This window comes from Pseudomonas sp. D3-10 (assembly GCF_051132175.1).
Lineage (GTDB): Bacteria > Pseudomonadota > Gammaproteobacteria > Pseudomonadales > Pseudomonadaceae > Aquipseudomonas.
On record NZ_CP071668.1, the window covers coordinates 3979839 to 4000652 of the forward strand.

Here is a 20814-nt window from a genome sequence, read left to right on the forward strand (position 1 = left end):
GCCAGGCAAGTGCTTAGGAAAGGGGCAGATTTTAGCATTGTCACCTGTTACCCCTCTCCACGCACTGTTGTCTATCTGAATAAATGCTGTCTTGGCAGGCGAACCGGCCAGTTCACATTCATGCAGACCAGACGCCACGCGTATCAACGACCTTATGAGAAGTCAGGATACTGGATGGAATTGCCTTGAAAGCGTTGTGATCCACCAGAAGGACTATTACATCGGCATCGGTAATTGCCGAGTCGATAGTCACCAACTTGAGCTGACCTGCCAGTTGCTTCGGCAACGCCTCGATATTGGGTTCTACCGCAACCACCGGACCTGGGTGAATGGCAAGAATATTCTGCGTAATAGCAACCGCAGGGCTCTCGCGCAAGTCATCAATATCAGGTTTGAACGCTAAGCCCAGACAGGCAATTTTCACGTCGAGGGCCGTCTTGTGTGGGTTTGCCTGAAGAAACTCGGCAACCGCCAGCTTGGTCTTTTCCAAAACCCATTCGGGCTTGCTGTCGTTGACCTCGCGTGCGGTCCGAATCAAACGAGCAATGTCGGGTGTCTTGCTGACGATAAACCAAGGATCAACGGCGATGCAGTGCCCGCCGACGCCGGGGCCAGGCTGAAGAATATTGACCCGCGGATGGCGATTAGCCAGACGAATCAATTCCCAGACATTAATGTCCAGCTGGTCGCATATCATGGACAGCTCGTTGGCAAACGCAATATTGGTATCGCGAAAGCTGTTTTCGGTCAGTTTGCACATCTCCGCCGTTCGGGCGTTGGTGATGACACACTCGCCCTCAACGAATGTTTGATAGAGCGACGCTGCTGCCTGAGAGCACTTTGGAGTCATGCCACCAATCACCCGGTCATTCTGCACCAGCTCACGTAGAACGTGACCAGGCAGTACGCGTTCGGGGCAATGGGCGATACGAATATCGGACTCTTCACCGCAGTCTTGTGGGAAGCTCAAATCAGGCCGTTCAAGCGCCAGCCATGCCGACATCTGCTCAGTCGCGCCCACAGGCGAGGTGGATTCGAGAATTACCAGGTCGCCTTTTTTCAGTACCGGCGCGATGGCCTTGCTTGCAGACTCAATGTACCCGAGGTCTGGCGTGTGGTCATTATTAAAGGGCGTAGGAACAGCGATCAGAAATGCATCTGCAGGCTCTGGTATCGTCGTAGCACGAAGATAACCACTAGTCACCGCAGCGTGTACCACCATGTCAAGATCGGGTTCGACAATGTGGATATTGCCTTTATTAATGACCGCGACCGTATCCGAATTGACGTCCACGCCAATGACCTGCTTCCTGCGCGAAGCGAATACGGCAGCAGTAGGAAGCCCAATATAGCCGAGGCCGACGACTGAGATAGTTTGATACGACATGATGGTCCTTAGAGCGACTTGAACTAAGCTAACAGGGCACGTTCGGCAGGTATAGTCTTATGGAGACGCTGCGGCACCCGAATGACGAAAGACTCCCTTATTTATGTAAGGTGAGCAACGCCTCTAGGATACGCTGGCATGCATCACCCTCTCCGTAAGGATTATGGGCGTAACTCATGCTGGCGTAGGCGTCGGGATCTTCCAGGAGCCGCTGAACCTCTTCGACAAGACGAACCGTTTGAGTACCCACCAACCTTACCGTTCCAGCGGCGACAGCTTCGGGCCGCTCAGTAGTGTCTCGCATGACAAGCACTGGCTTACCCAAGGAGGGAGCTTCCTCTTGGATACCTCCTGAATCTGTCAGTATGATATATGAACGGCTCATCATATAAACAAAAGGTAGGTATTCTAACGGCTCGATCAGATGAACGTTATTCAATCCCGCCAATAGCCTATTAACGGGTTCGCGCACGTTTGGATTGAGATGCACGGGGTAAACGATGTCTACGTTCGGATGAGTTAGGGCAATTTCAGTCAGTGCCTGGCAGATCCGCTCAAAGCCATCACCAAAATTCTCGCGTCGATGGCCTGTAACCAAAATCATCCTGCGTTCAGGATCAAGAAGCGCAGCTGGAGCCGCGGCGGTTGCCCTAAGACTCTCGTTCTGGTCAATACGGTTCACAACGTCCAGCAACGCGTCTATAACCGTATTACCAGTTACCACGATCTTGTCGGAGCTAATACCTTCGCGCAGTAAGTTTTCTTTAGAGGTTACCGTAGGTGCAAAATGTATATTGGCCAAAGCACCGGTTAATTTGCGATTACCTTCCTCAGGCCATGGCGAATAAAGATTACCGGTGCGCAAACCAGCCTCAACGTGAGCCACGGATATCTGCTGATAGTATGCGGCAAGGCTGGCGGCAAATGTGGTAGCGGTGTCGCCATGAACTAGAACGACGTCAGGCCGGAAGTCTTCTAGTATGGCTTTCATCCCTAACAGAATTGAAGTGGTAATATCTGTCAGATCCTGACCGGCCTTCATGATATTCAGGTCATAGTCGGGCTCAATGGAAAATAGACCCAAGACCTGATCTAGCATTTCACGATGCTGGCCCGTAACACAAACCTTGGCCTCGAAGCGCACATCTGCCGCGAGAGCAATCGCGAGGGGAGCCATCTTGATCGCCTCTGGACGAGTGCCAAAAATACACAATGTCTTCACATCAAAAACTCCAAATTTAGTATCCCTGGCATATCTCGATTGGCCGCTCTTGCAGCAAGCAAGGCGTCAAGCCTCAATTTTAAAAGGTTGCCTTGCCAAATCCAATCTGACGTCACCATACCAGATACAGCCTTGCGGCTGAAGGACGCTATGCAACCAAGCGATCCTTTACAAGTACTTATCAGCTCCCTAGCCGCTATTGAAAAAGACCAAAAACCTGTTATCGCCGATTCCCACCGACAACAGGTCAAATTTCAAGAATCGCTCATAGACAGATGAGCCGAACTCACCCGATACCTTTCGCTTTAAGTGAATCACGCGTCCAAATATCTCGAGCCAACCCAGCAAACCCACCTAATATTAAACCCGCCGCCAGTCCTAAAAATATAATAAGCAATTTTTTAGGCTTAACTGGATCCCCCGGCACCTCAACACTACCATCCTGCCGATAAACCGAAATAAGCTCAGGATCAACATTCAACTTACGATAAAAGTTATACCGCATCTGCAACGTCCGCAGATCTTCTATAAACGCGTCATCTGAGGTTCTGGACCCCAACGTTTTGATCTCAGCAGCCAAAGCTTTGCTACCACGCTGATAATCCATCTTGCTACCGGTATCAACGGTAATATCCACCGCAGCAGAAGAGTTAACAGTCGGCGTAGTCAATCCAATCGCCTCGGCAATTTTCAACGCTTCCCGCAATTGCTGAATCCTGTCCTCACGTATCCGCTGAGCAGTCTCGCGCAAGCTGACAATACGCTGCTCCAGATTGCGCGCTCTCACCGAAGCTTCAGTCGTCACGTTCTTGACGAGCTCTGCCTCGGCAGCCTCACTGGCGCGGGCTACGTAAGCCTTGGCCCACTCGGTAGCCTTCACCGGGTCGCCGATTTGCACAGTGACGGAGAAACGATCTGGCGTATCCTTCCCAGGCCCTTTGACGACCAGCTGTCGAGAGAACCGCTCATACAAACGATCAAGAGCCCCCTCTCGTTGCGACTCATCAAGCGAAGGAAGATAAACCTCATTAAAAAAAGTCTGACGAAGCGACTCACCCTGCAAGTTACGAGCAAAAACATCGTAAACATGCTTGATGGTATAAGTTTCCAGCTCCGTACTTTTCCCACGCCCATAGTTCAACTCAGCGATCTCATTCTGAGTCGGCGGCATGATAAAAAGCTTTGCTTCATAGACAGGTTTGCTGAGGAACGCGTAAGCAGCAGCGCCAGCAGTGACCAGAAGAGTAATGGCGAGGATCAGCCATTTTTGAGCCCAAAGCCCGCGAGCGAGGGCGATCAGGTCGATTTCATCGTCGTCGCGCGTTGCAATACGATTATCTTGCATGGATAGCCTCGCTCCCTTTTTTTAGCTTTGCGCTTGCAGACACACGGGTCGCATTAAAAGGTAAGGCGGGCAAGTCCCCGACGGACACAGCGGTCTTTTTATTAAACTTAAACAAATGCAACATACCCAAAGTCAGAAATTTGCGGCAGTGATCCTTACTACGAGACTACTGGGCTCACACATCCATTTATTTCAGCCGCCGACCTCTCCCGGCGATCCACGCCAATAAGGGGCCAATCATCATTCCAGAGAGGAGCGCGAGCAACACAAAAACCGAAACAGGAAGTTGCGGCGCCGACCATCCCAGGAACAACAGCGCGACAGGCTGATTGTTTTCAAGCACGAACAGTACGATAGCCGAAGCCACGAGCACCGCAAGTACGACAAGCGCAAGGCGCTTAAAGTTCCGCATGGAGACCTCTTTTTTTGGGGTCGATTCAGACCTCGTCACCCTCTTCCTCGTTCACCCGGTCTCGGAGCTCCTTGCCCGGCTTGAAATGAGGTACGAATTTTCCATCGAGGCTGACAGATTGACCTGTTTTTGGGTTGCGACCCACACGTGGGGCGCGGTAGTGCAGGGAGAAACTGCCGAACCCGCGGATTTCGATACGATCTCCGGTCGCCAGGCATTGGGACATTTGTTCAAGCATGGTCTTGATGGCCAGCTCTACATCCTTGGATGAGAGCAGCCCTTGATGGGTGACAATTCGTTCGATCAACTCCGACTTCGTCATGTTTTTCCCTTCTTTTTCAAGCAGCTAGGAAAATCGCTTCAAAGGTTTTAGCATGCCCGGAGGATTTTGAACAGCCCAACTCTTGACATATCTTCAGCGCCCCCTGATCGCCCCTTTTTGGCGCAGACTGAAAATATTTTCCAGGTTAGCGGCACATGACCAGCATGGTGCGAGTCAGGTAACCCGCCGGATTGAAGCCAAAGGGGTATTGATCCTGGTCCTTTGCATCATCGGATCGAGTGATCACCTTGTAGCCTGCCCCCTTGCACTCCTTGGCTGCGCGCTTATGGCACTTCTCCCAGCCGGAGCCCAGCCCTGAGCAATCGATCTCGATACCGCTGACACCTCGCACGGCGTGGATCTTGGCGCTCGTGGCGCAGCCTGCCAGCAGCAGAACAACCAACATCAGAACGAGCTTATTCATTCAGATCCTTCGTTAGAGGGACGCATCCCTGTCCCGAATTTTTCCAGCTGTGTCATAGAAGAGACACCCATGCTGGCCGTTTGGTTTCGCAACGCTTCGAGAGGAACGCCTGGGGCAACCCTGCATTGCCTTGGCAAACCAGAAATCGCAGGCACAAAAAAGGGCGACCGAAGTCGCCCTTTTTTTATGGTCTGACAGAACTCAGTTCTGTTTTTCCATCTGTGCACGCAGCAGGTCGCCCAGAGTGGTAGGACCAGCAGCAATGTCAGTAGCTGGCTTGTCGCGCAGGCTCTGGATTGCTTCTTTCTCTTCAGCGTCGTCTTTCGACTTGATGGAGAGCTGGATTACGCGGCTCTTGCGGTCAACGCTGATGATCTTGGCTTCTACTTCTTCGCCTTCCTTCAGGACGTTGCGCGCGTCTTCAACGCGGTCACGGCTGATTTCGGAGGCTTTCAGAGTCGCTTCGATATCGTCGGCCAGGGTGATGATGGCGCCTTTGGCGTCAACTTCTTTCACGATGCCCTTAACGATTGCGCCTTTGTCGTTCTCTTGAACGTACTCGGAGAACGGATCGCTTTCCAGTTGCTTGATACCCAGGGAGATGCGCTCGCGCTCTGGGTCAACCGACAGGATAACGGTGTCCAGCTCGTCGCCCTTCTTGAAACGGCGTACGGCTTCTTCGCCCACTTCGTTCCAGGAGATGTCGGACAGGTGAACCAGGCCGTCGATGCCGCCGTCCAGACCAATGAAGATACCGAAATCGGTGATCGACTTGATGGTGCCGGAGATTTTATCGCCCTTGTTGAACTGGCCAGAGAAGTCTTCCCATGGGTTGGACTTGCACTGCTTGATGCCGAGGGAGATACGACGACGCTCTTCGTCGATGTCCAGAACCATGACTTCCACTTCGTCGCCGACTTGTACGACTTTCGAAGGGTGGATGTTCTTGTTGGTCCAGTCCATTTCGGAAACGTGTACCAGGCCTTCAACGCCTTCTTCCAGCTCAGCGAAGCAGCCGTAGTCGGTGAGGTTGGTAACACGGGCGGTGACGCGGGTGCCTTCTGGGTAACGGGCTTTGATAGCGACCCATGGATCTTCACCCAGCTGCTTGAGGCCCAGGGAAACACGATTGCGCTCGCGATCGTACTTCAGAACCTTGACATCGATCTCGTCGCCAACGTTGACGATTTCCGAAGGATGCTTGATACGCTTCCAGGCCATGTCGGTGATGTGCAGCAGGCCATCGACGCCACCCAGATCGACGAATGCGCCGTAATCGGTGAGATTTTTGACGATACCCTTGACCTGCTGGCCTTCCTGCAGCGATTCCAGCAGAGCTTCACGCTCGGCGGAGTTCTCGGCTTCCAGGACACTGCGACGGGAAACGACAACGTTGTTGCGCTTCTGGTCCAGCTTGATGACCTTGAATTCCAGCTCTTTGCCTTCCAGGTGCGTGGTGTCGCGCACTGGACGAACGTCAACCAGGGAACCTGGCAGGAACGCACGGATGCCGTTAACGTCGACAGTGAAGCCGCCTTTAACCTTACCGTTGATAACGCCCTTGACCACTTCCTCAGCTGCGAAGGCCGCTTCCAGAACGATCCAGCATTCAGCACGCTTGGCTTTTTCACGGGACAGTTTGGTTTCACCGAAGCCATCTTCAACCGAATCCAACGCCACGTGAACTTCGTCACCAACGTTGATATTCAGTTCGCCAGCGTCGTTGTAGAACTGCTCAAGCGGGATCAGCGCTTCAGACTTCAGACCAGCGTGAACGGTTACCCAGCGAGCCTGGTAATCGATATCAACGATAACGCCGGTGATGATGGAGCCTGCCTGAAGGTTCAGGGTTTTCAAGCTTTCTTCAAAGAGTTCCGCAAAGCTTTCGCTCATTTTAATTCCTGTTGATTAGGGCGAAGTAAACGCCCATCTCCACACCCCAGACGATGTGGGTTAGTTTCATATATAAGAAGCACCGCAGGACTATGACTGGTCCCCTGCGGAGCTTCCTGGTCACCCGGCGATATCGCGAAGCGCGATTTCACTCATGATGCGTTGCAACACCTGATCGATGGACAACTCCGTGGAATCCAGCTGTATCGCATCGGCCGCCGGCTTTAGCGGGGCCACTGCGCGCTGGGTATCACGCTCGTCGCGTGCACGGATCTCATCTAGCAGACTCGACAGACTAACATCCTCGCCTTTACCCTTCAACTGCAAATATCGGCGGCGAGCCCGCTCCTCCGCGCTGGCGGTCAGGAAAATCTTCAGCGGCGCATCGGTGAACACCACCGTGCCCATGTCCCGGCCGTCCGCCACCAGCCCAGGCGGCTCCTGGAAAGCCCGCTGGCGTTGCAGCAACGCTTCGCGCACCGCCGGCAGCGCGGCGACCTGGGAAGCCCCGGCGCCAACGCTTTCGGTGCGGATGACATCACTGACTTCATCACCTTCGAGGATGATCCGCTGCAACTGGCCATCGGTGGCCGCGATGAACTGCACGTCCAGATGGGCGGCAAGGGCCTTGAGCAGCTCTTCGTTGGTCAGATCGACGCCATGGTTGGCCGCGGCGAAGGCCAGCAAGCGATACAGGGCACCGGAATCGAGCAGATTCCAGCCCAGTTGCTTGGCCAGCATGCCGGCGATGGTGCCCTTGCCCGATCCGCTTGGGCCATCGATGGTGATGACCGGTGCCTTGATGTTCACGACTGTGCCTCTTGTGCTACTCGAATACCGACCTGCGCGCACAACGCCAGGAAGTTCGGGAACGACGTGGCGACGTTGGCGCAATCATGGATGCGGATCGGCGCGCTGGCGCGCAGGGACGCAACACTGAAGGCCATGGCGATACGGTGATCACCGTGCCCATGGACCTCGCCGCCACCAATCTGGCCGCCGTCGATGATAATGCCATCCGGGGTCGGCTCACATTTGACGCCGAGCGCGAGCAGGCCGTCCGCCATCACCTGGATGCGATCCGATTCCTTGACCCGCAGCTCTTCGGCGCCAGTGAGCACAGTGCGGCCTTCCGCGCAGGCGGCCGCCACGAACAGCACCGGGAACTCGTCAATCGCCAGGGGAACCAGCGCTTCCGGAATCTCGATGCCCTTGAGTTTAGCCGCTCGTACGCGCAAGTCCGCAACCGGTTCGCCGCCCACTTCACGCTGGTTCTCCAGGGTAATGTCGGCGCCCATGAGGCGCAGGATGTCGATCACGCCGGTACGGGTCGGGTTGATGCCGACATGCTCCAGCACCAGGTCGGAGCCTTCGGCGATCGAGGCCGCCACCAGGAAGAACGCCGACGAAGAGATATCGCCAGGCACTTCGATGTGGGTCGCGGTCAGTTTGTTGCCGGATTCAACAGACGCCGTGGCGCCGTCGACCGTGACCGGGTAGCCGAAGCCACGCAGCATGCGTTCGGTGTGGTCGCGGGTCGGAGCCGGCTCGGTGACCGTCGTCTTGCCTTCGGCGTAGAGGCCCGCCAGCAGCAGGCAGGATTTCACCTGGGCACTGGCCATCGGCATGGTGTAGGTCAGGCCCTTGAGCTTGTTGCCACCACGAATGGTCATGGGTGGACGGCCCTCGGCAGCGGTCTCGATCACCGCGCCCATTTCCCGCAACGGGTTGGCAACACGGTTCATCGGGCGCTTGGACAGCGAGGCATCGCCGGTCAGGGTGCTGTCGAAGTCCTGGGCGGCCAGCAGGCCGGACAACAGGCGCATCGAGGTGCCGGAGTTGCCCAGGTAGATCGGGCCCGGCGCAGGCTTGAGGCCGTGCAGGCCGACACCATGAATCGTCACGCGGCCGTGGTGCGGACCTTCGATGACCACGCCCATGTCGCGAAACGCTTGCAGCGTCGCCAGAGCGTCTTCGCCCTCGAGGAAACCTTCCACCTCGGTCACGCCCTCGGCCAGCGAGCCGAGCATGATCGAACGGTGGGAAATCGATTTATCGCCCGGTACACGAATCCGCCCACTGAGGGAGCCACCAGGTTGTGCCAGGAAAATCAGATCGTTGGAGTTCATAGCGTCCACATAGGCCCGACGGGCCAGGATTTTACTGAAATGCTCGCGGGCCACCCTGGCACGTGTGAAAACGCCCAGCAATTGGTGCCCGTCCCCTGCATCGACCGCGTCGCGCAAGGCGTCGAGGTCGCTGCGAAATGTATCGAGTGTGCGTAGGACAGCTTCACGGTTGGCGAGGAAGATGTCATGCCACATGACCGGGTCGCTACCCGCGATTCTCGTGAAATCGCGGAAACCGCCGGCAGCGTAACGGAAGATCTCAAGATTTTCATTGCGTTTGGCCAATGAATCCACCAGACCGAACGCCAGCAGATGCGGCAAATGGCTGGTGGCGGCCAATACTTCGTCGTGTCGCTGGACCTGCATGTGCTCGACATCGGCACCCAACTCGCGCCACAGGCGATCCACCACCGCCAGCGCCGCCGGGTCCGTCTGATCCAACGGCGTCAGGATGACCTTGTGCCGACGGAACAGCTCGGCATTGGAAGCCTCCACCCCGCTCTGTTCGGAGCCGGCGATCGGGTGACCGGGCACGAAACGCGCCGGCACGCCGCCAAACGCCTCGGTCGCCGCCCGCACAACATTGCCCTTGGCACTGCCGACGTCGGTGAGAATCGCTTGCCCGAGCTCCATGCCGGCCAATCGGGCCAGCAGTTTCTCCATGGCCAGGATCGGCACCGCCAGCTGGATCACATCCGCGCCCTGGCAAGCGACCTGCAAATCGTCTTCACAGCGGTCCACCACGCCCAGCTCTACCGCTAGCTTGCGTGAATGCGGGTCAAGATCGACGCCCACGACTTCCTGGCACAGCCCGCTTTCACGCAGGCCCTTGGCGAACGAACCGCCAATCAACCCCAGGCCGACCACCACCAGGCGACCGATCATAGGTGTCGCAGGTTGCAGCAAGGTGACATCAACCACGAGCCAGGACCTTGCTCAGCGCCTCCAGGAAACGGCTGTTTTCCGCCGGCAGGCCAACGGTGACCCGCAGGTGATTCGGCATGCCGTAGTTGGCCACCGGACGCACGATCACGCCTTCGCGCAGCAAGCCTTGATAGACCGGCGCCGCGACGCGTCCAACGTCCACACAAATGAAGTTGCCCTTGGAAGGAATCCAGCCCAGACCCAACTCACGCAAGCCCGCTTCCAGTTGCTGCATGCCAGCTTCGTTCAAGCGACGGCTTTGCGCCAGGTAGGCTTCGTCCTGCAATGCGGCGCAAGCGGCAGCCAGGGCGAAGCTGTTGACGTTGAATGGTTGGCGCACGCGGTTCAGCACATCGGCCACCACCGCAGTGGACAAGCCGTAGCCAACCCGAAGCGACGCCAGGCCATAAGCCTTGGAGAAGGTGCGCGACACCAGCAGGTTCGGGTAGGCGGCGAGGAAATCCAACCCATCGGGCAAGTCACTGCCTTCGGCGTATTCGATGTAGGCCTCGTCCAGCACCACCAGGACGTGCTCGGGCACGTCCTGCAGGAAGTCGTCCAAGGCTTGGGCGTCGAACCAGGTGCCGGTCGGGTTGTTCGGGTTGGCGATGAAGACTACGCGGGTATTGGCGTCGATGGCGGCGAGCATGGCGGGCAGGTCGTGCCCCCAAGCCTTGGCTGGAACGACACGGGCATCGGCACCGACGGCCTGGGTGGCAATCGGGTAGACCGCGAACGCATGTTCACTGAACACGGCATTGAGGCCCGGCGCCAGGTACGCGCGGGCGACCAGCTCGAGAATGTCGTTGGAGCCGTTACCCAGGGTCACCTGGTTCAGCTCGACGCCGCAGCGCTCGGCCAGCAGGCTTTTCAAGGCGAAGCCGTTGCCATCGGGGTAGCGCGTCAGCTCGGCCAGTTCGTCGCGAATTGCCGCGAGTGCCTTGGGGCTCGCGCCCAGCGGATTTTCGTTGCTCGCCAACTTGACGATGCTGGCCGGGTCAAGATTCAGCTCGCGGGCCAGTTCGTCCACAGGCTTGCCTGGAACGTAGGGCGAAAGTTGTTGAACGCCTGGCTGGGCCAGGGCGAGGAAGTTGCCACTCATTTGCTATCCGCCCTTAAAGAACTGCCTTGGGGTAGGAACCCAGCACCTTGAGTGCCACTGCTTCCTGACTGATTTTCTCCAGCACACCTTTCACCAGCGGATCGCGGTGGTGGCCGACGAAATCGATGAAGAACACGTAGGTCCATTTACCACTGCGCGAAGGGCGAGTCTCGATCCGCGTCAGATCGATGCCGTTGTCATGGAACGGCACCAACAGCTCATGAAGTGCCCCCGGCTTGTTGCTCATGGAGACAATGATCGAGGTCTTGTCGTCGCCGGTCGGCGGAACTTCCTGGTTACCGATCATCAGGAACCGGGTGGAGTTGTCCGGACGGTCCTCGATTTTCTCGGCCAGGCGCGTCAGCTCGTAAAGGCCTGCCGCCATGTCGCCGGCGATCGCCGCCGAGTTCCACTCACCCTTGACCCGCTTGGCCGCCTCGGCATTGCTCGATACCGCCACGCGCTCGACGTTCGGGTAATGGGCGTCCAGCCACTTGCGGCACTGGGCCAGGGACTGTGCGTGGGAGTAGATCCGGCTGATGCTGTCGGTCTTGGTGTTCTCACCCACCAGCAGGTGATGGTGAATGCGCAGCTCGACTTCGCCGCAGATCACCATGTCGTGCTCAAGGAAGCTGTCCAGGGTGTGGTTGACCGCACCTTCGGTGGAGTTCTCCACCGGCACCACGCCGAAATTCACGGCACCGGCCGCCACTTCGCGGAAGACTTCGTCGATGGCCGCCATCGGCCTGCTGATCACGGCGTGACCGAAATGCTTCATGGCCGCTGCCTGGGTGAAGGTGCCCTCCGGGCCCAGGTAAGCGACTTTCAGCGGCTGTTCGAGAGCCAGGCACGAGGACATGATTTCGCGGAACAAGCGCGCCATCTCTTCGTTGCCCAACGGCCCCTTGTTGCGCTCCATGACACGCTTGAGCACTTGGGCTTCGCGCTCCGGCCGGTAGAACACCGGCACTTCGCCTTCGGCCAGGGACGCCATTTTTACACGGGCAACTTCCTGGGCACAGCGTGCGCGCTCGCTGATCAACTCCAGGACTTTCTCATCCAGGGCATCGATGCGCAGGCGCAGCGCCTTGAGTTCTTGCTCAGACATCAGCCGTGTTCCTTCTCGAACTCCGCCATGTAGGCAATCAGCGCGTTGACTGCGTTGATGTCCACGGCGTTGTAGATGGAGGCGCGCATGCCGCCGACCGAGCGGTGGCCCTTGAGGTTCAGCAGGCCACGCTCGTCGGCGCCGGCCAGGAACGGCTTGTCGAGACGATCATCCGCCAGGCGGAACGGCACGTTCATCCAGGAGCGATCAGACTTGTTGATCGGGTTGCTGTAGAGGCCGCTGGCATCGATGAAGTCATACAGCGTGCGCTGCTTCACTTCGTTGAGCTTGCCGATAGCCTCGACACCGCCCTGCTCTTTCAGCCACTCGAAGACCAGGCCTGACAGGTACCAGGCCAGGGTCGGCGGGGTGTTGTACATCGAGCCGTTGTCCGCCGCGACCTTGTAGTTGAGCATGGTCGGGCACAGAGAGCGGGCGCGACCGAGCAGGTCTTCGCGGATGATCGCGACCAGAATGCCGCTCGGGCCGATGTTCTTCTGGGCGCCGGCGTAAATCATGCCGAAACGGGAGATGTCCACTGGACGCGAAAGGATGTCGGAGGACATGTCGGCCACCAGCGGCACGTCACCGGTTTCCGGGACCCAGTTGAATTCCAGGCCACCAATGGTTTCGTTCGGCGCGTAGTGGACGTACGCCGCGTCCTTGGACAGCTTCCACTCGTTCTGGCCGGGTATCGCGAAATAGTCGTAGGGCTTGGCGGTGGCCGCCACGTTGACGTGACCGTAGCGCGACGCTTCTTCGATGGCCTTCTGCGACCAGATACCGGTGTCGATGTAGTCAGCCGAGCCGTTTTCCGGCAGCAGGTTCAGCGCAATCTGGGCGAACTGCTGGCTGGCGCCGCCCTGCAGGAACAGCACTTTATAGTTGGACGGGATGTTCAGCAGATCACGCAGGTCCTGCTCGGCCTTGGTGGCGATGGACACGAATTCATCGCTGCGATGGCTCATCTCCATGACCGACAGGCCCTTGCCATGCCAGTCGAGAAGTTCGCCCTGGGCACGCTTCAGGACCGCTTCGGGAAGCGCCGCCGGGCCGGCACAGAAGTTATAGGCTCTCTTGCTCACATCCAATCTCGCTCTGATCTGGTGGTCACATAAATCTTTTGGTCCGCACACCGCCGTTACAGGGCTACCGCTTAGTCAAGACATGGCTGAATCAGTGGCAAGGGAGCTTGCTCCCGCTTGAATGCGAAGCGCTCACAAAAAATAGGGGCCGCTGCGCACTGGAGCGCCAGCCGGCCCAGCGGGAGCAAGCTCCCTCACCACAATGAATCAAACAAGCCTCAAGAGAGGGGCAGTCCCCATAGGGATTGCGCAGTGTCGCAAATTTTCAAACGGAACAAACAACAAGGGGGCGAATTTTCATCCGCCCCCTGCGTGCTCGCTTAGTCCTGCGGCTCTTCTTCGTCTGCGGCAGCATCGAGCGGTTGGTCGCCGACGACGTCGTCAATATCGGCACCGAGGGCGCCATCGAACGCCACGCCGTCCTCGCCTTCCAGCTCTTCGCCTTCGACTTCCGAAGGCTCCTGGACGCGCTCAAGGCCGACCAGTTTTTCGTCTTTGGCCAGCTTGATCAGCGTCACGCCCTGGGTGTTACGACCCAGGCTGGAGACTTCGTCGACCCGCGTACGCACCAACGTGCCTTGGTCGGAAATCAGCATGATCTCCTCGCCGTCGAGCACCTGGACCGCGCCAACCAGGCGACCGTTACGCTCGTTGCTGACCATGGCGATCACGCCCTGGCCGCCACGCTTGTACTCGGGGAACTCGCTGATGGCGGTACGCTTGCCGTAGCCACGCTCGGATGCGGTGAGGATCTGGCTGCCTTCTTCGGGGATCAGCATGGAAATCAGCTTTTGCCCTTCCGGCAGACGCATGCCGCGCACACCACGGGCGGTACGGCCCATGGCGCGGACATCGGATTCCTTGAAGCGCGTGACCTTGCCGCCGTCGGAGAACAGCATGACTTCGCGTTCGCCGTCGGTGATGGCGGCGGAAATCAGCACGTCGCCCTCGTCCAGCTCCAGGGCGATCAGGCCGACGCTGCGCTGGCGGCTGAAGGATTCCAGCGGGGTCTTCTTCACGGTGCCATTGGCGGTTGCCATGAAGATGTAGTGACCTTCGGTGTATTCCTCCACCGGCAGCATGGTGGTGATGTATTCACCGTCGTCCAGCGGCAACAGGTTGACCAGCGGACGACCACGGGCAGCGCGGGATGCTTCGGGAATTTCGTAGGTCTTGAGCCAGTACACCTTGCCCTTGCTGGAGAACAGCAGCAGCGTAGTGTGGCTGTTGGCGACCAGCAGGTGTGCGATGTAGTCCTCGTCCTTGACGCCGGTAGCAGATTTGCCTTTGCCGCCACGACGCTGGGCCTGGTAGGCGGCCAACGGTTGGGTCTTGGCATAGCCTCCGTGGGAAATGGTCACCACGCGCTCTTCTTCCGGGATCATGTCCCCCAGGGTCAGGTCCAGGCGCGCATCGAGGATTTCGGTGCGGCGCACGTCGCCGTATTCGGCGCGGATCACTTCCAGTTCTTCGCGGATCACTTCCATCAGGCGCGTGGCGCTGTTGAGGATGCGGATCAGCTCGCCGATCTGGTTGAGGATTTCCTGGTATTCGGCCAGCAGCTTCTCGTGCTCCAGACCGGTCAGGCGGTGCAGGCGCAGTTCCAGGATGGCTTGCGCCTGCTCCGGGGACAGGAAGTACTTGCCTTCGCGCAGGCCGTATTGCGGATCTAGGTTTTCCGGACGGCACGAATCGGCACCGGCGCGTTCGACCATCGCCACTACAGCACTGGATTCCCAAGGGGTGCTGACCAGCGCTTCCTTGGCTTCCGACGGCGTTGGCGAGGCCTTGATCAAGGCGATCACCGGGTCGATGTTCGACAGGGCAACGGCCTGGCCTTCGAGGATATGGCCGCGCTCGCGCGCCTTGCGCAGCTCGAACACGGTACGGCGGGTAACCACTTCGCGGCGGTGACGGACGAAGGCTTCCAGCAGGTCCTTGAGGTTCAGGATCCGCGGTCGGCCGTCGATCAACGCGACGATGTTGATGCCGAACACGCTTTGCAGCTGGGTCTGGGCGTATAGGTTGTTGAGGATCACCTCGGGCACTTCGCCACGGCGCAGCTCGATCACGACGCGCATGCCGTCCTTGTCGGACTCGTCACGCAGTTCGGTGATGCCTTCGAGTTTCTTCTCTTTCACCAGCTCGGCGATCTTCTCGATCAGGCGAGCCTTGTTCAGTTGGTACGGCAGTTCGGTGATGACGATCTGCTGGCGACCGCCGACCTTGTCGATGTCCTCGACGGTGGAACGGGCGCGCATGTAGATGCGGCCACGACCGGTGCGATAGGCCTCGATGATGCCGGCGCGACCGTTGATGATCGCGGCGGTCGGGAAATCCGGGCCGGGGATGTACTGCATCAGCTCATCGACGGACAGTTCCGGGTTGTCGATGAGGGCCAGGCAACCGTCGATGACTTCGCCGAGGTTGTGCGGCGGGATGTTGGTCGCCATGCCCACGGCGATACCGCTGGAGCCGTTGACGAGCAGGTTCGGGATACGGGTCGGCATGACCGCCGGGATCATCTCGGTGCCGTCGTAGTTCGGCACCCAGTCCACGGTTTCCTTGTGCAGGTCGGCCAGCAGCTCGTGGGCCAGCTTGGTCATGCGCACTTCGGTGTATCGCATGGCCGCGGCGTTGTCGCCGTCCACCGAACCGAAGTTGCCCTGGCCATCCACCAGCAGGTAGCGCAGGGAGAACGGCTGCGCCATCCGCACGATGGTGTCGTACACGGCAGTGTCGCCGTGGGGGTGATACTTACCGATCACGTCGCCGACGACACGGGCGGATTTCTTGTACGGCTTGTTGAAGTCGTTGCCCAGCTCGCTCATCGCGAACAGCACGCGCCGGTGCACGGGCTTCAAGCCATCGCGCGCATCCGGCAGCGCCCGCCCGACGATCACGCTCATTGCGTAGTCGAGGTAGGACTGTTTCAGCTCGTCTTCGATATTGACCGGGAGGATTTCTTTGGCCAGTTCGCCCATGAGAAGCCTGATTCCTTTTTCTGGTGAAACCTCGTCACGTCCAGATGGGACGAACGAAGCTCGCCGCTGCAGGACAAATGCCGAGCAGCGACTTACGACAAATCAACGAGTTATGCCATGGATCTGCGCAGTAAAGGCCACCTCGCGAGGCAGCCTTGGAAACCGCCGGATGTTATCACAAGAGCCGCCACGCACCTATCCCCCAGATGCGCATGGTGCGTAGTTAGTTGACCGATGACAGGCTGAAAAGGGACGAGAGAAGCTCAGAGGCGCTGGGAATGGCGATTGGTGGCCGGATTTGGCTGTTTTTTCAGGCTTTGCCGGCCCCATCGCGAGCAGGCTCGCTCCCACAGGGCAACGTACGCCATCCAATGTGGGAGCGAGCCTGCTCGCGATGGGGCCAGCTCAGGCGCCGAAGCCCTTAGTGCAACCGCTTGCGACACATCAGTTGGGCCATCTTCGCCGCATCTGGCCGCTCAACAATGCCTTTCTCCGTCACGATAGCGTCGATCAGGTCTGCCGGGGTCACGTCGAAAACCGGATTGAAGGCGTCGGCATCGGCCCCGACCCGATTGCCGCCAACTTCCAGCAATTCGCGGCCGTCACGCTCTTCGATGGGAATGTCTTCACCGCTGGCCAGGTTCATGTCGATGGTCGAGCTCGGCGCCACCACCATGAAGCGCACACCGTGGTGCATGGCGCAGACTGCCAATTGATAGGTGCCGATCTTGTTCGCCACGTCGCCATTGGCGGTGATGCGGTCGGCGCCGACGATCACCCAGGTCACACCTTTGGTCTTCATGATGTGGGCGGCAGCGGAGTCGGCGTTGAGGGTCACCGGAATGCCTTCGTTCGCCAGTTCCCACGCGGTCAACCGCGAACCCTGAAGCCATGGGCGGGTTTCGTCGGCGTAGACCCGCTCGACCATGCCTTCAAGGAATGCACCGCGAATCACCCCGAGCGCGGTACCGAAGCCGCCGGTGGCAAGGGCGCCGGTGTTGCAGTGGGTCAGGATGGCCTGGGCGTTGCCCTGATGCTTGCGAATCAGGTCGACGCCGAGCTGGGCCATGGTCAGGTTGGCCTCCCGATCGCTTTCGTGGATCGCCATGGCTTCGGCCTCCAGGGCCGCCAGTGGATCGGCATGCTCTTTGAGGCGCGCCAAGCGGTCGCGCATGCGGTCAAGCGCCCAGAACAGATTGACCGCCGTCGGCCGGGAATCGGCCAGCAAGGCGAAATCCGCTTCCAGCGCATCTTGCCAGTCACCGCCCTCGGCCAACCGCGCCCGCGCCGCCAGCACCACGCCATAGGCGGCACTGATGCCGATGGCCGGCGCGCCGCGCACTACCATCGAACGGATGGCCTCGGCCACGCCGGCCGCACTGGTGTAGCCGATCCAGTTCTCCTCGAACGGTAAAACACGCTGATCGAGCAGATAAAGAGCGCCATCACGCCAATCGATGGCCTTCACCTTCTCCGCAGCCAACAGTCGATTGCGCATCCTTCACCCCGCACTCAGAAACAAAAGCCGCCGATTATAGCGATCCCTCCGCGAAGACGCTCGGGTATACTTCGCCTCCTTTATAACTCATGGAACCGTTCCACGATGCCCAAGCCTGCCGTTGCGCTCGACTTATTATTGCTGCCGACCTGGTTGGTGCCTGTCGAACCCGCCGGTGTCGTGCTCAAGGATCATGGCCTGGGCATTCGCGACGGTTGCATCGTGTTCATCGGGCCACGGGCCGAAGCCATGAGGTGCGACGCCGCTGAAGTCCGCGAATTGCCCGGCATGCTGCTCAGCCCGGGCCTGGTCAACGCCCACGGTCACGCGGCGATGACGCTGTTCCGCGGCCTGGCCGATGACCTGCCGCTGATGACCTGGCTCGAACAGCACATCTGGCCCGCCGAGGGCAAATGGGTCGATGAGGATTTCGTCCGCGACGGCACCGACCTGGCGATCGCCGAGCAGATCCAGGGCGGCATCACCTGCTTTTCGGACATGTACTTCTACCCCAAGGTCGCCAGCGACCGCGTCCATAACAGCGGCATCCGCGCGCAAATAGCCATTCCCATTCTCGACTTTCCGATCCCCGGCGCCGCCAACGCCGACGACGCCATTCGTCAGGGCATCGAATTATTCGGCGACCTCAAGCACCACCCGAGGATCAAAGTCGCATTCGGCCCGCATGCGCCATACACCGTGGGCGACGACAACCTGGAGAAGATCCGGGTGATCGCCGAAGAACTGGACGCGGCCATCCACATGCATGTTCACGAAACCGCCTTCGAAGTGCAGCAGGCTGTGGATAATACCGGCGAGCGGCCGATGGCCCGACTGGCGCGGCTTGGCCTGTTGGGGCCACGCTTCCAGGCGGTGCACATGACCCAGGTCAGCGACGAGGACCAGGCCCTGCTGGTAGAACACAACTGCAGCGTGATCCATTGTCCGGAGTCCAATCTGAAGCTGGCCAGCGGCTTCTGCCCGGTGGAGCGCCTGTGGCAGGCTGGCGTCAACGTCGCGGTCGGCACCGACGGTGCGGCGAGCAACAATGACCTGGACCTGCTGGGCGAAACCCGCACCGCCGCCCTGCTGGCGAAGGCCGTTGCGGGCTCGGCCACCGCCCTGGACGCCCACCGTGCGCTGCGCATGGCCACGCTCAACGGCGCCCGGGCACTGGGCATCGAAGCGACGGTCGGTTCACTGGAAGTCGGCAAGGCCGCCGACCTGGTGGCCTTCGACCTGTCCGGGCTGGCGCAACAACCGATCTACGACCCGGTTTCGCAGTTGATCTACGCCACGGGCCGGCATTGCGTCAAACACCTGTGGGTGGCCGGAAAACAATTGCTGGAGGAAGGTCGCCTGACTCGCATGGACGAGTCGCAACTGACTGCCACGGCCCAGGCCTGGGGCCGGCGGGTGAGCGGCCAGGACGAATAGCACGCCCTTTGAGCCAAGGCTCGGGGGTCACTGATTTTTCAAGTTTTTCGAGGATCTTCACATGAGCAACGTCGACCACGCCGAAATCGCCAAGTTCGAAGCCCTGGCCCATCGCTGGTGGGACCGCGAGAGCGAATTCAAACCGCTGCACGACATCAACCCGCTGCGGGTCAACTGGATCGACGAGCGCGTCAGCCTCGCGGGCAAGAAAGTCCTCGACGTCGGTTGTGGCGGCGGCATCCTCAGCGAAGCCATGGCCCTGCGTGGCGCCACTGTCATGGGCATCGACATGGGCGAGGCGCCGCTGGCGGTTGCGCAATTGCATCAGCTTGAGTCCGGCGTCAGCGTGGAATATCGGCAGATCACCGCCGAAGCCCTGGCCGAGGAAATGCCCGGCCAGTTCGACGTGGTCACCTGCCTGGAGATGCTCGAGCACGTGCCGGACCCTTCGTCGGTCATCCACGCCTGCTTCCAGATGGTCAAGCCCGGCGGCCAGGTGTTCTTCTCCACGATCAACCGCAACCCGAAGGCCTACCTGTTTGCCATCATCGGCGCCGAATACATCATGAAGCTGCTGCCGCGTGGCACCCACGACTTCAAGAAATTCATCCGTCCTTCCGAGCTCGGCGCCTGGAGCCGCATGGCCGGGTTGACCGTCAAGGACATCATCGGCCTGACCTACAACCCGCTGACCAAGCACTACAAGCTGGCCGCCGACGTTGACGTCAACTACATGATCCAGACCCTGCGCGAGGAATAAGTCGATGCGTCTCAAAGCGGTTCTCTTCGACATGGACGGCACGCTGCTCGACACCGCGCCCGACTTCATCGCCATCTGCCAGGCCATGCGCGCCGACCGTGGCTTGCCGCCGATGAACACCCAGCACATCCGCGACGAAATTTCCGGCGGTGCCCGGGCGATGGTCGCGGCGACGTTCTCGATGGACCCCGAATCGCCGGGCTTCGAAGAACTGCGCCAGGAATTCCTCGACCGTTACCTCAAAGGGTGCGCGGTTCACAGTCACCTGTTCGACGGCATGGCCGAAGTGCTGGCCGACATCGAGGCGGCCAACCTTATCTGGGGCGTGGTCACCAACAAACCGGTACGTTTTGCCGAGCCGATCATGCAGCAGCTGGGCCTGGCCGAGCGCTCGAAAGTGTTGATCTGCCCCGACCATGTGAAAAACAGCAAGCCGGATCCCGAACCGTTGACCCTGGCCTGCAAGATGCTCGACCTGGATCCGGCCAGCGTGCTGTTCGTGGGTGATGACCTACGCGATATCGAGTCGGGCCGCGGCGCTGGCACCAAGACCTGTGCGGTCACTTATGGCTATATCCATCCAGACGACAATCCCAAGCACTGGGGCGCGGATGTGGTGATCGACCATCCCCTGGCCCTGCGTGAAGTGCTGGATAACGCGTTGTGCAGTTGCTGATCTGAGGCCCGCTCTTGTGGCGAGGGAGCTTGCTCCCGCTGGACCGGGAAGCGGTCCCTGAGTCAACCGGCGGCGACTGCGTCACCGAGCGGGAGCGAGCTCCCTC

General features: G+C 59.3%; 17 protein-coding genes. 3 read left to right on the top strand and 14 right to left on the bottom strand.

Annotated features, from left to right (window positions below; translation table 11 throughout):
- Positions 1–118: 118 nt before the first annotated feature.
- From wecC to mtnA, 14 genes are all read right to left on the bottom strand, one after another.
- The gene (gene wecC / locus J3P90_RS17815; RefSeq protein WP_434675147.1) at positions 119–1387 is read right to left on the bottom strand and encodes a UDP-N-acetyl-D-mannosamine dehydrogenase; all 1269 of its coding nucleotides are present in this window, start codon (positions 1385–1387) and stop codon (positions 119–121) included.
- A 97-nt stretch (positions 1388–1484) separates the two neighbouring features.
- Positions 1485–2564 carry a non-hydrolyzing UDP-N-acetylglucosamine 2-epimerase gene (gene wecB / locus J3P90_RS17820; RefSeq protein ID WP_434676589.1) on the bottom strand — a complete coding sequence of 360 codons (1080 nt, stop codon included), beginning with the start codon at positions 2562–2564 and terminating at the stop codon, positions 1485–1487.
- A gap of 331 nt (positions 2565–2895) precedes the next feature.
- A complete protein-coding gene (locus tag J3P90_RS17825; protein WP_434675148.1) occupies positions 2896–3954 on the bottom strand; it encodes an LPS O-antigen chain length determinant protein WzzB in 1059 nt (352 codons plus the stop codon).
- A 187-nt stretch (positions 3955–4141) separates the two neighbouring features.
- On the bottom strand, positions 4142–4366 hold the full coding sequence (locus tag J3P90_RS17830) for a lipopolysaccharide assembly protein LapA domain-containing protein (RefSeq protein WP_420767792.1): 225 nt from the start codon (positions 4364–4366) through the stop codon (positions 4142–4144).
- Positions 4367–4391: 25 nt separating this feature from the next.
- Complete coding sequence (gene ihfB / locus J3P90_RS17835; RefSeq protein ID WP_420767791.1) at positions 4392–4688, bottom strand: integration host factor subunit beta; 297 nt, start codon at positions 4686–4688, stop codon at positions 4392–4394.
- A 145-nt stretch (positions 4689–4833) separates the two neighbouring features.
- Positions 4834–5112 carry a hypothetical protein gene (locus J3P90_RS17840; protein ID WP_434675149.1) on the bottom strand — a complete coding sequence of 93 codons (279 nt, stop codon included), beginning with the start codon at positions 5110–5112 and terminating at the stop codon, positions 4834–4836.
- 201 nt (positions 5113–5313) lie between these two features.
- The gene (gene rpsA, locus J3P90_RS17845; RefSeq protein WP_030141013.1) at positions 5314–7005 is read right to left on the bottom strand and encodes a 30S ribosomal protein S1; all 1692 of its coding nucleotides are present in this window, start codon (positions 7003–7005) and stop codon (positions 5314–5316) included.
- Positions 7006–7125: 120 nt separating this feature from the next.
- Positions 7126–7815, bottom strand: a complete 690-nt coding sequence (gene cmk / locus J3P90_RS17850) for a (d)CMP kinase (protein WP_030141014.1) — start codon at positions 7813–7815, stop codon at positions 7126–7128.
- Positions 7812–10019, bottom strand: a complete 2208-nt coding sequence (locus J3P90_RS17855; RefSeq protein ID WP_434676590.1) for a bifunctional prephenate dehydrogenase/3-phosphoshikimate 1-carboxyvinyltransferase — start codon at positions 10017–10019, stop codon at positions 7812–7814. Before J3P90_RS17855 ends, cmk begins: the two co-directional genes overlap by 4 nt.
- A gap of 28 nt (positions 10020–10047) precedes the next feature.
- Entirely contained in the window at positions 10048–11160 is a 1113-nt protein-coding gene (gene hisC, locus J3P90_RS17860) for a histidinol-phosphate transaminase (protein WP_434675150.1), read from the bottom strand.
- Between the two features lie 13 nt (positions 11161–11173).
- Complete coding sequence (gene pheA, locus J3P90_RS17865) at positions 11174–12268, bottom strand: prephenate dehydratase (protein ID WP_434675151.1); 1095 nt, start codon at positions 12266–12268, stop codon at positions 11174–11176.
- Positions 12268–13353 (bottom strand): 3-phosphoserine/phosphohydroxythreonine transaminase, encoded by a 1086-nt coding sequence (gene serC, locus J3P90_RS17870; RefSeq protein ID WP_420767787.1) that lies wholly within the window; start codon positions 13351–13353, stop codon positions 12268–12270. The genes pheA and serC overlap by 1 nt, the downstream gene beginning before the upstream one ends.
- 320 nt (positions 13354–13673) lie before the next feature.
- Positions 13674–16337 (bottom strand): DNA gyrase subunit A, encoded by a 2664-nt coding sequence (gene gyrA / locus J3P90_RS17875; RefSeq protein ID WP_434675152.1) that lies wholly within the window; start codon positions 16335–16337, stop codon positions 13674–13676.
- Between the two features lie 421 nt (positions 16338–16758).
- Positions 16759–17835 carry an S-methyl-5-thioribose-1-phosphate isomerase gene (mtnA, locus tag J3P90_RS17880; protein ID WP_434675153.1) on the bottom strand — a complete coding sequence of 359 codons (1077 nt, stop codon included), beginning with the start codon at positions 17833–17835 and terminating at the stop codon, positions 16759–16761.
- Between the two features lie 105 nt (positions 17836–17940).
- On the opposite strand from mtnA, the gene J3P90_RS17885 reads away from it, so the two are divergent.
- The 3 genes from J3P90_RS17885 (at position 17941) to mupP (ending at position 20708) form a co-directional block, all read left to right on the top strand.
- The gene (locus J3P90_RS17885) at positions 17941–19272 is read left to right on the top strand and encodes a TRZ/ATZ family hydrolase (protein ID WP_434675154.1); all 1332 of its coding nucleotides are present in this window, start codon (positions 17941–17943) and stop codon (positions 19270–19272) included.
- Between the two features lie 61 nt (positions 19273–19333).
- Positions 19334–20032, top strand: a complete 699-nt coding sequence (ubiG, locus tag J3P90_RS17890; protein WP_434675155.1) for a bifunctional 2-polyprenyl-6-hydroxyphenol methylase/3-demethylubiquinol 3-O-methyltransferase UbiG — start codon at positions 19334–19336, stop codon at positions 20030–20032.
- A 4-nt stretch (positions 20033–20036) separates the two neighbouring features.
- Positions 20037–20708, top strand: a complete 672-nt coding sequence (gene mupP / locus J3P90_RS17895) for an N-acetylmuramic acid 6-phosphate phosphatase MupP (RefSeq protein ID WP_420767783.1) — start codon at positions 20037–20039, stop codon at positions 20706–20708.
- Positions 20709–20814 lie beyond the last annotated feature (106 nt).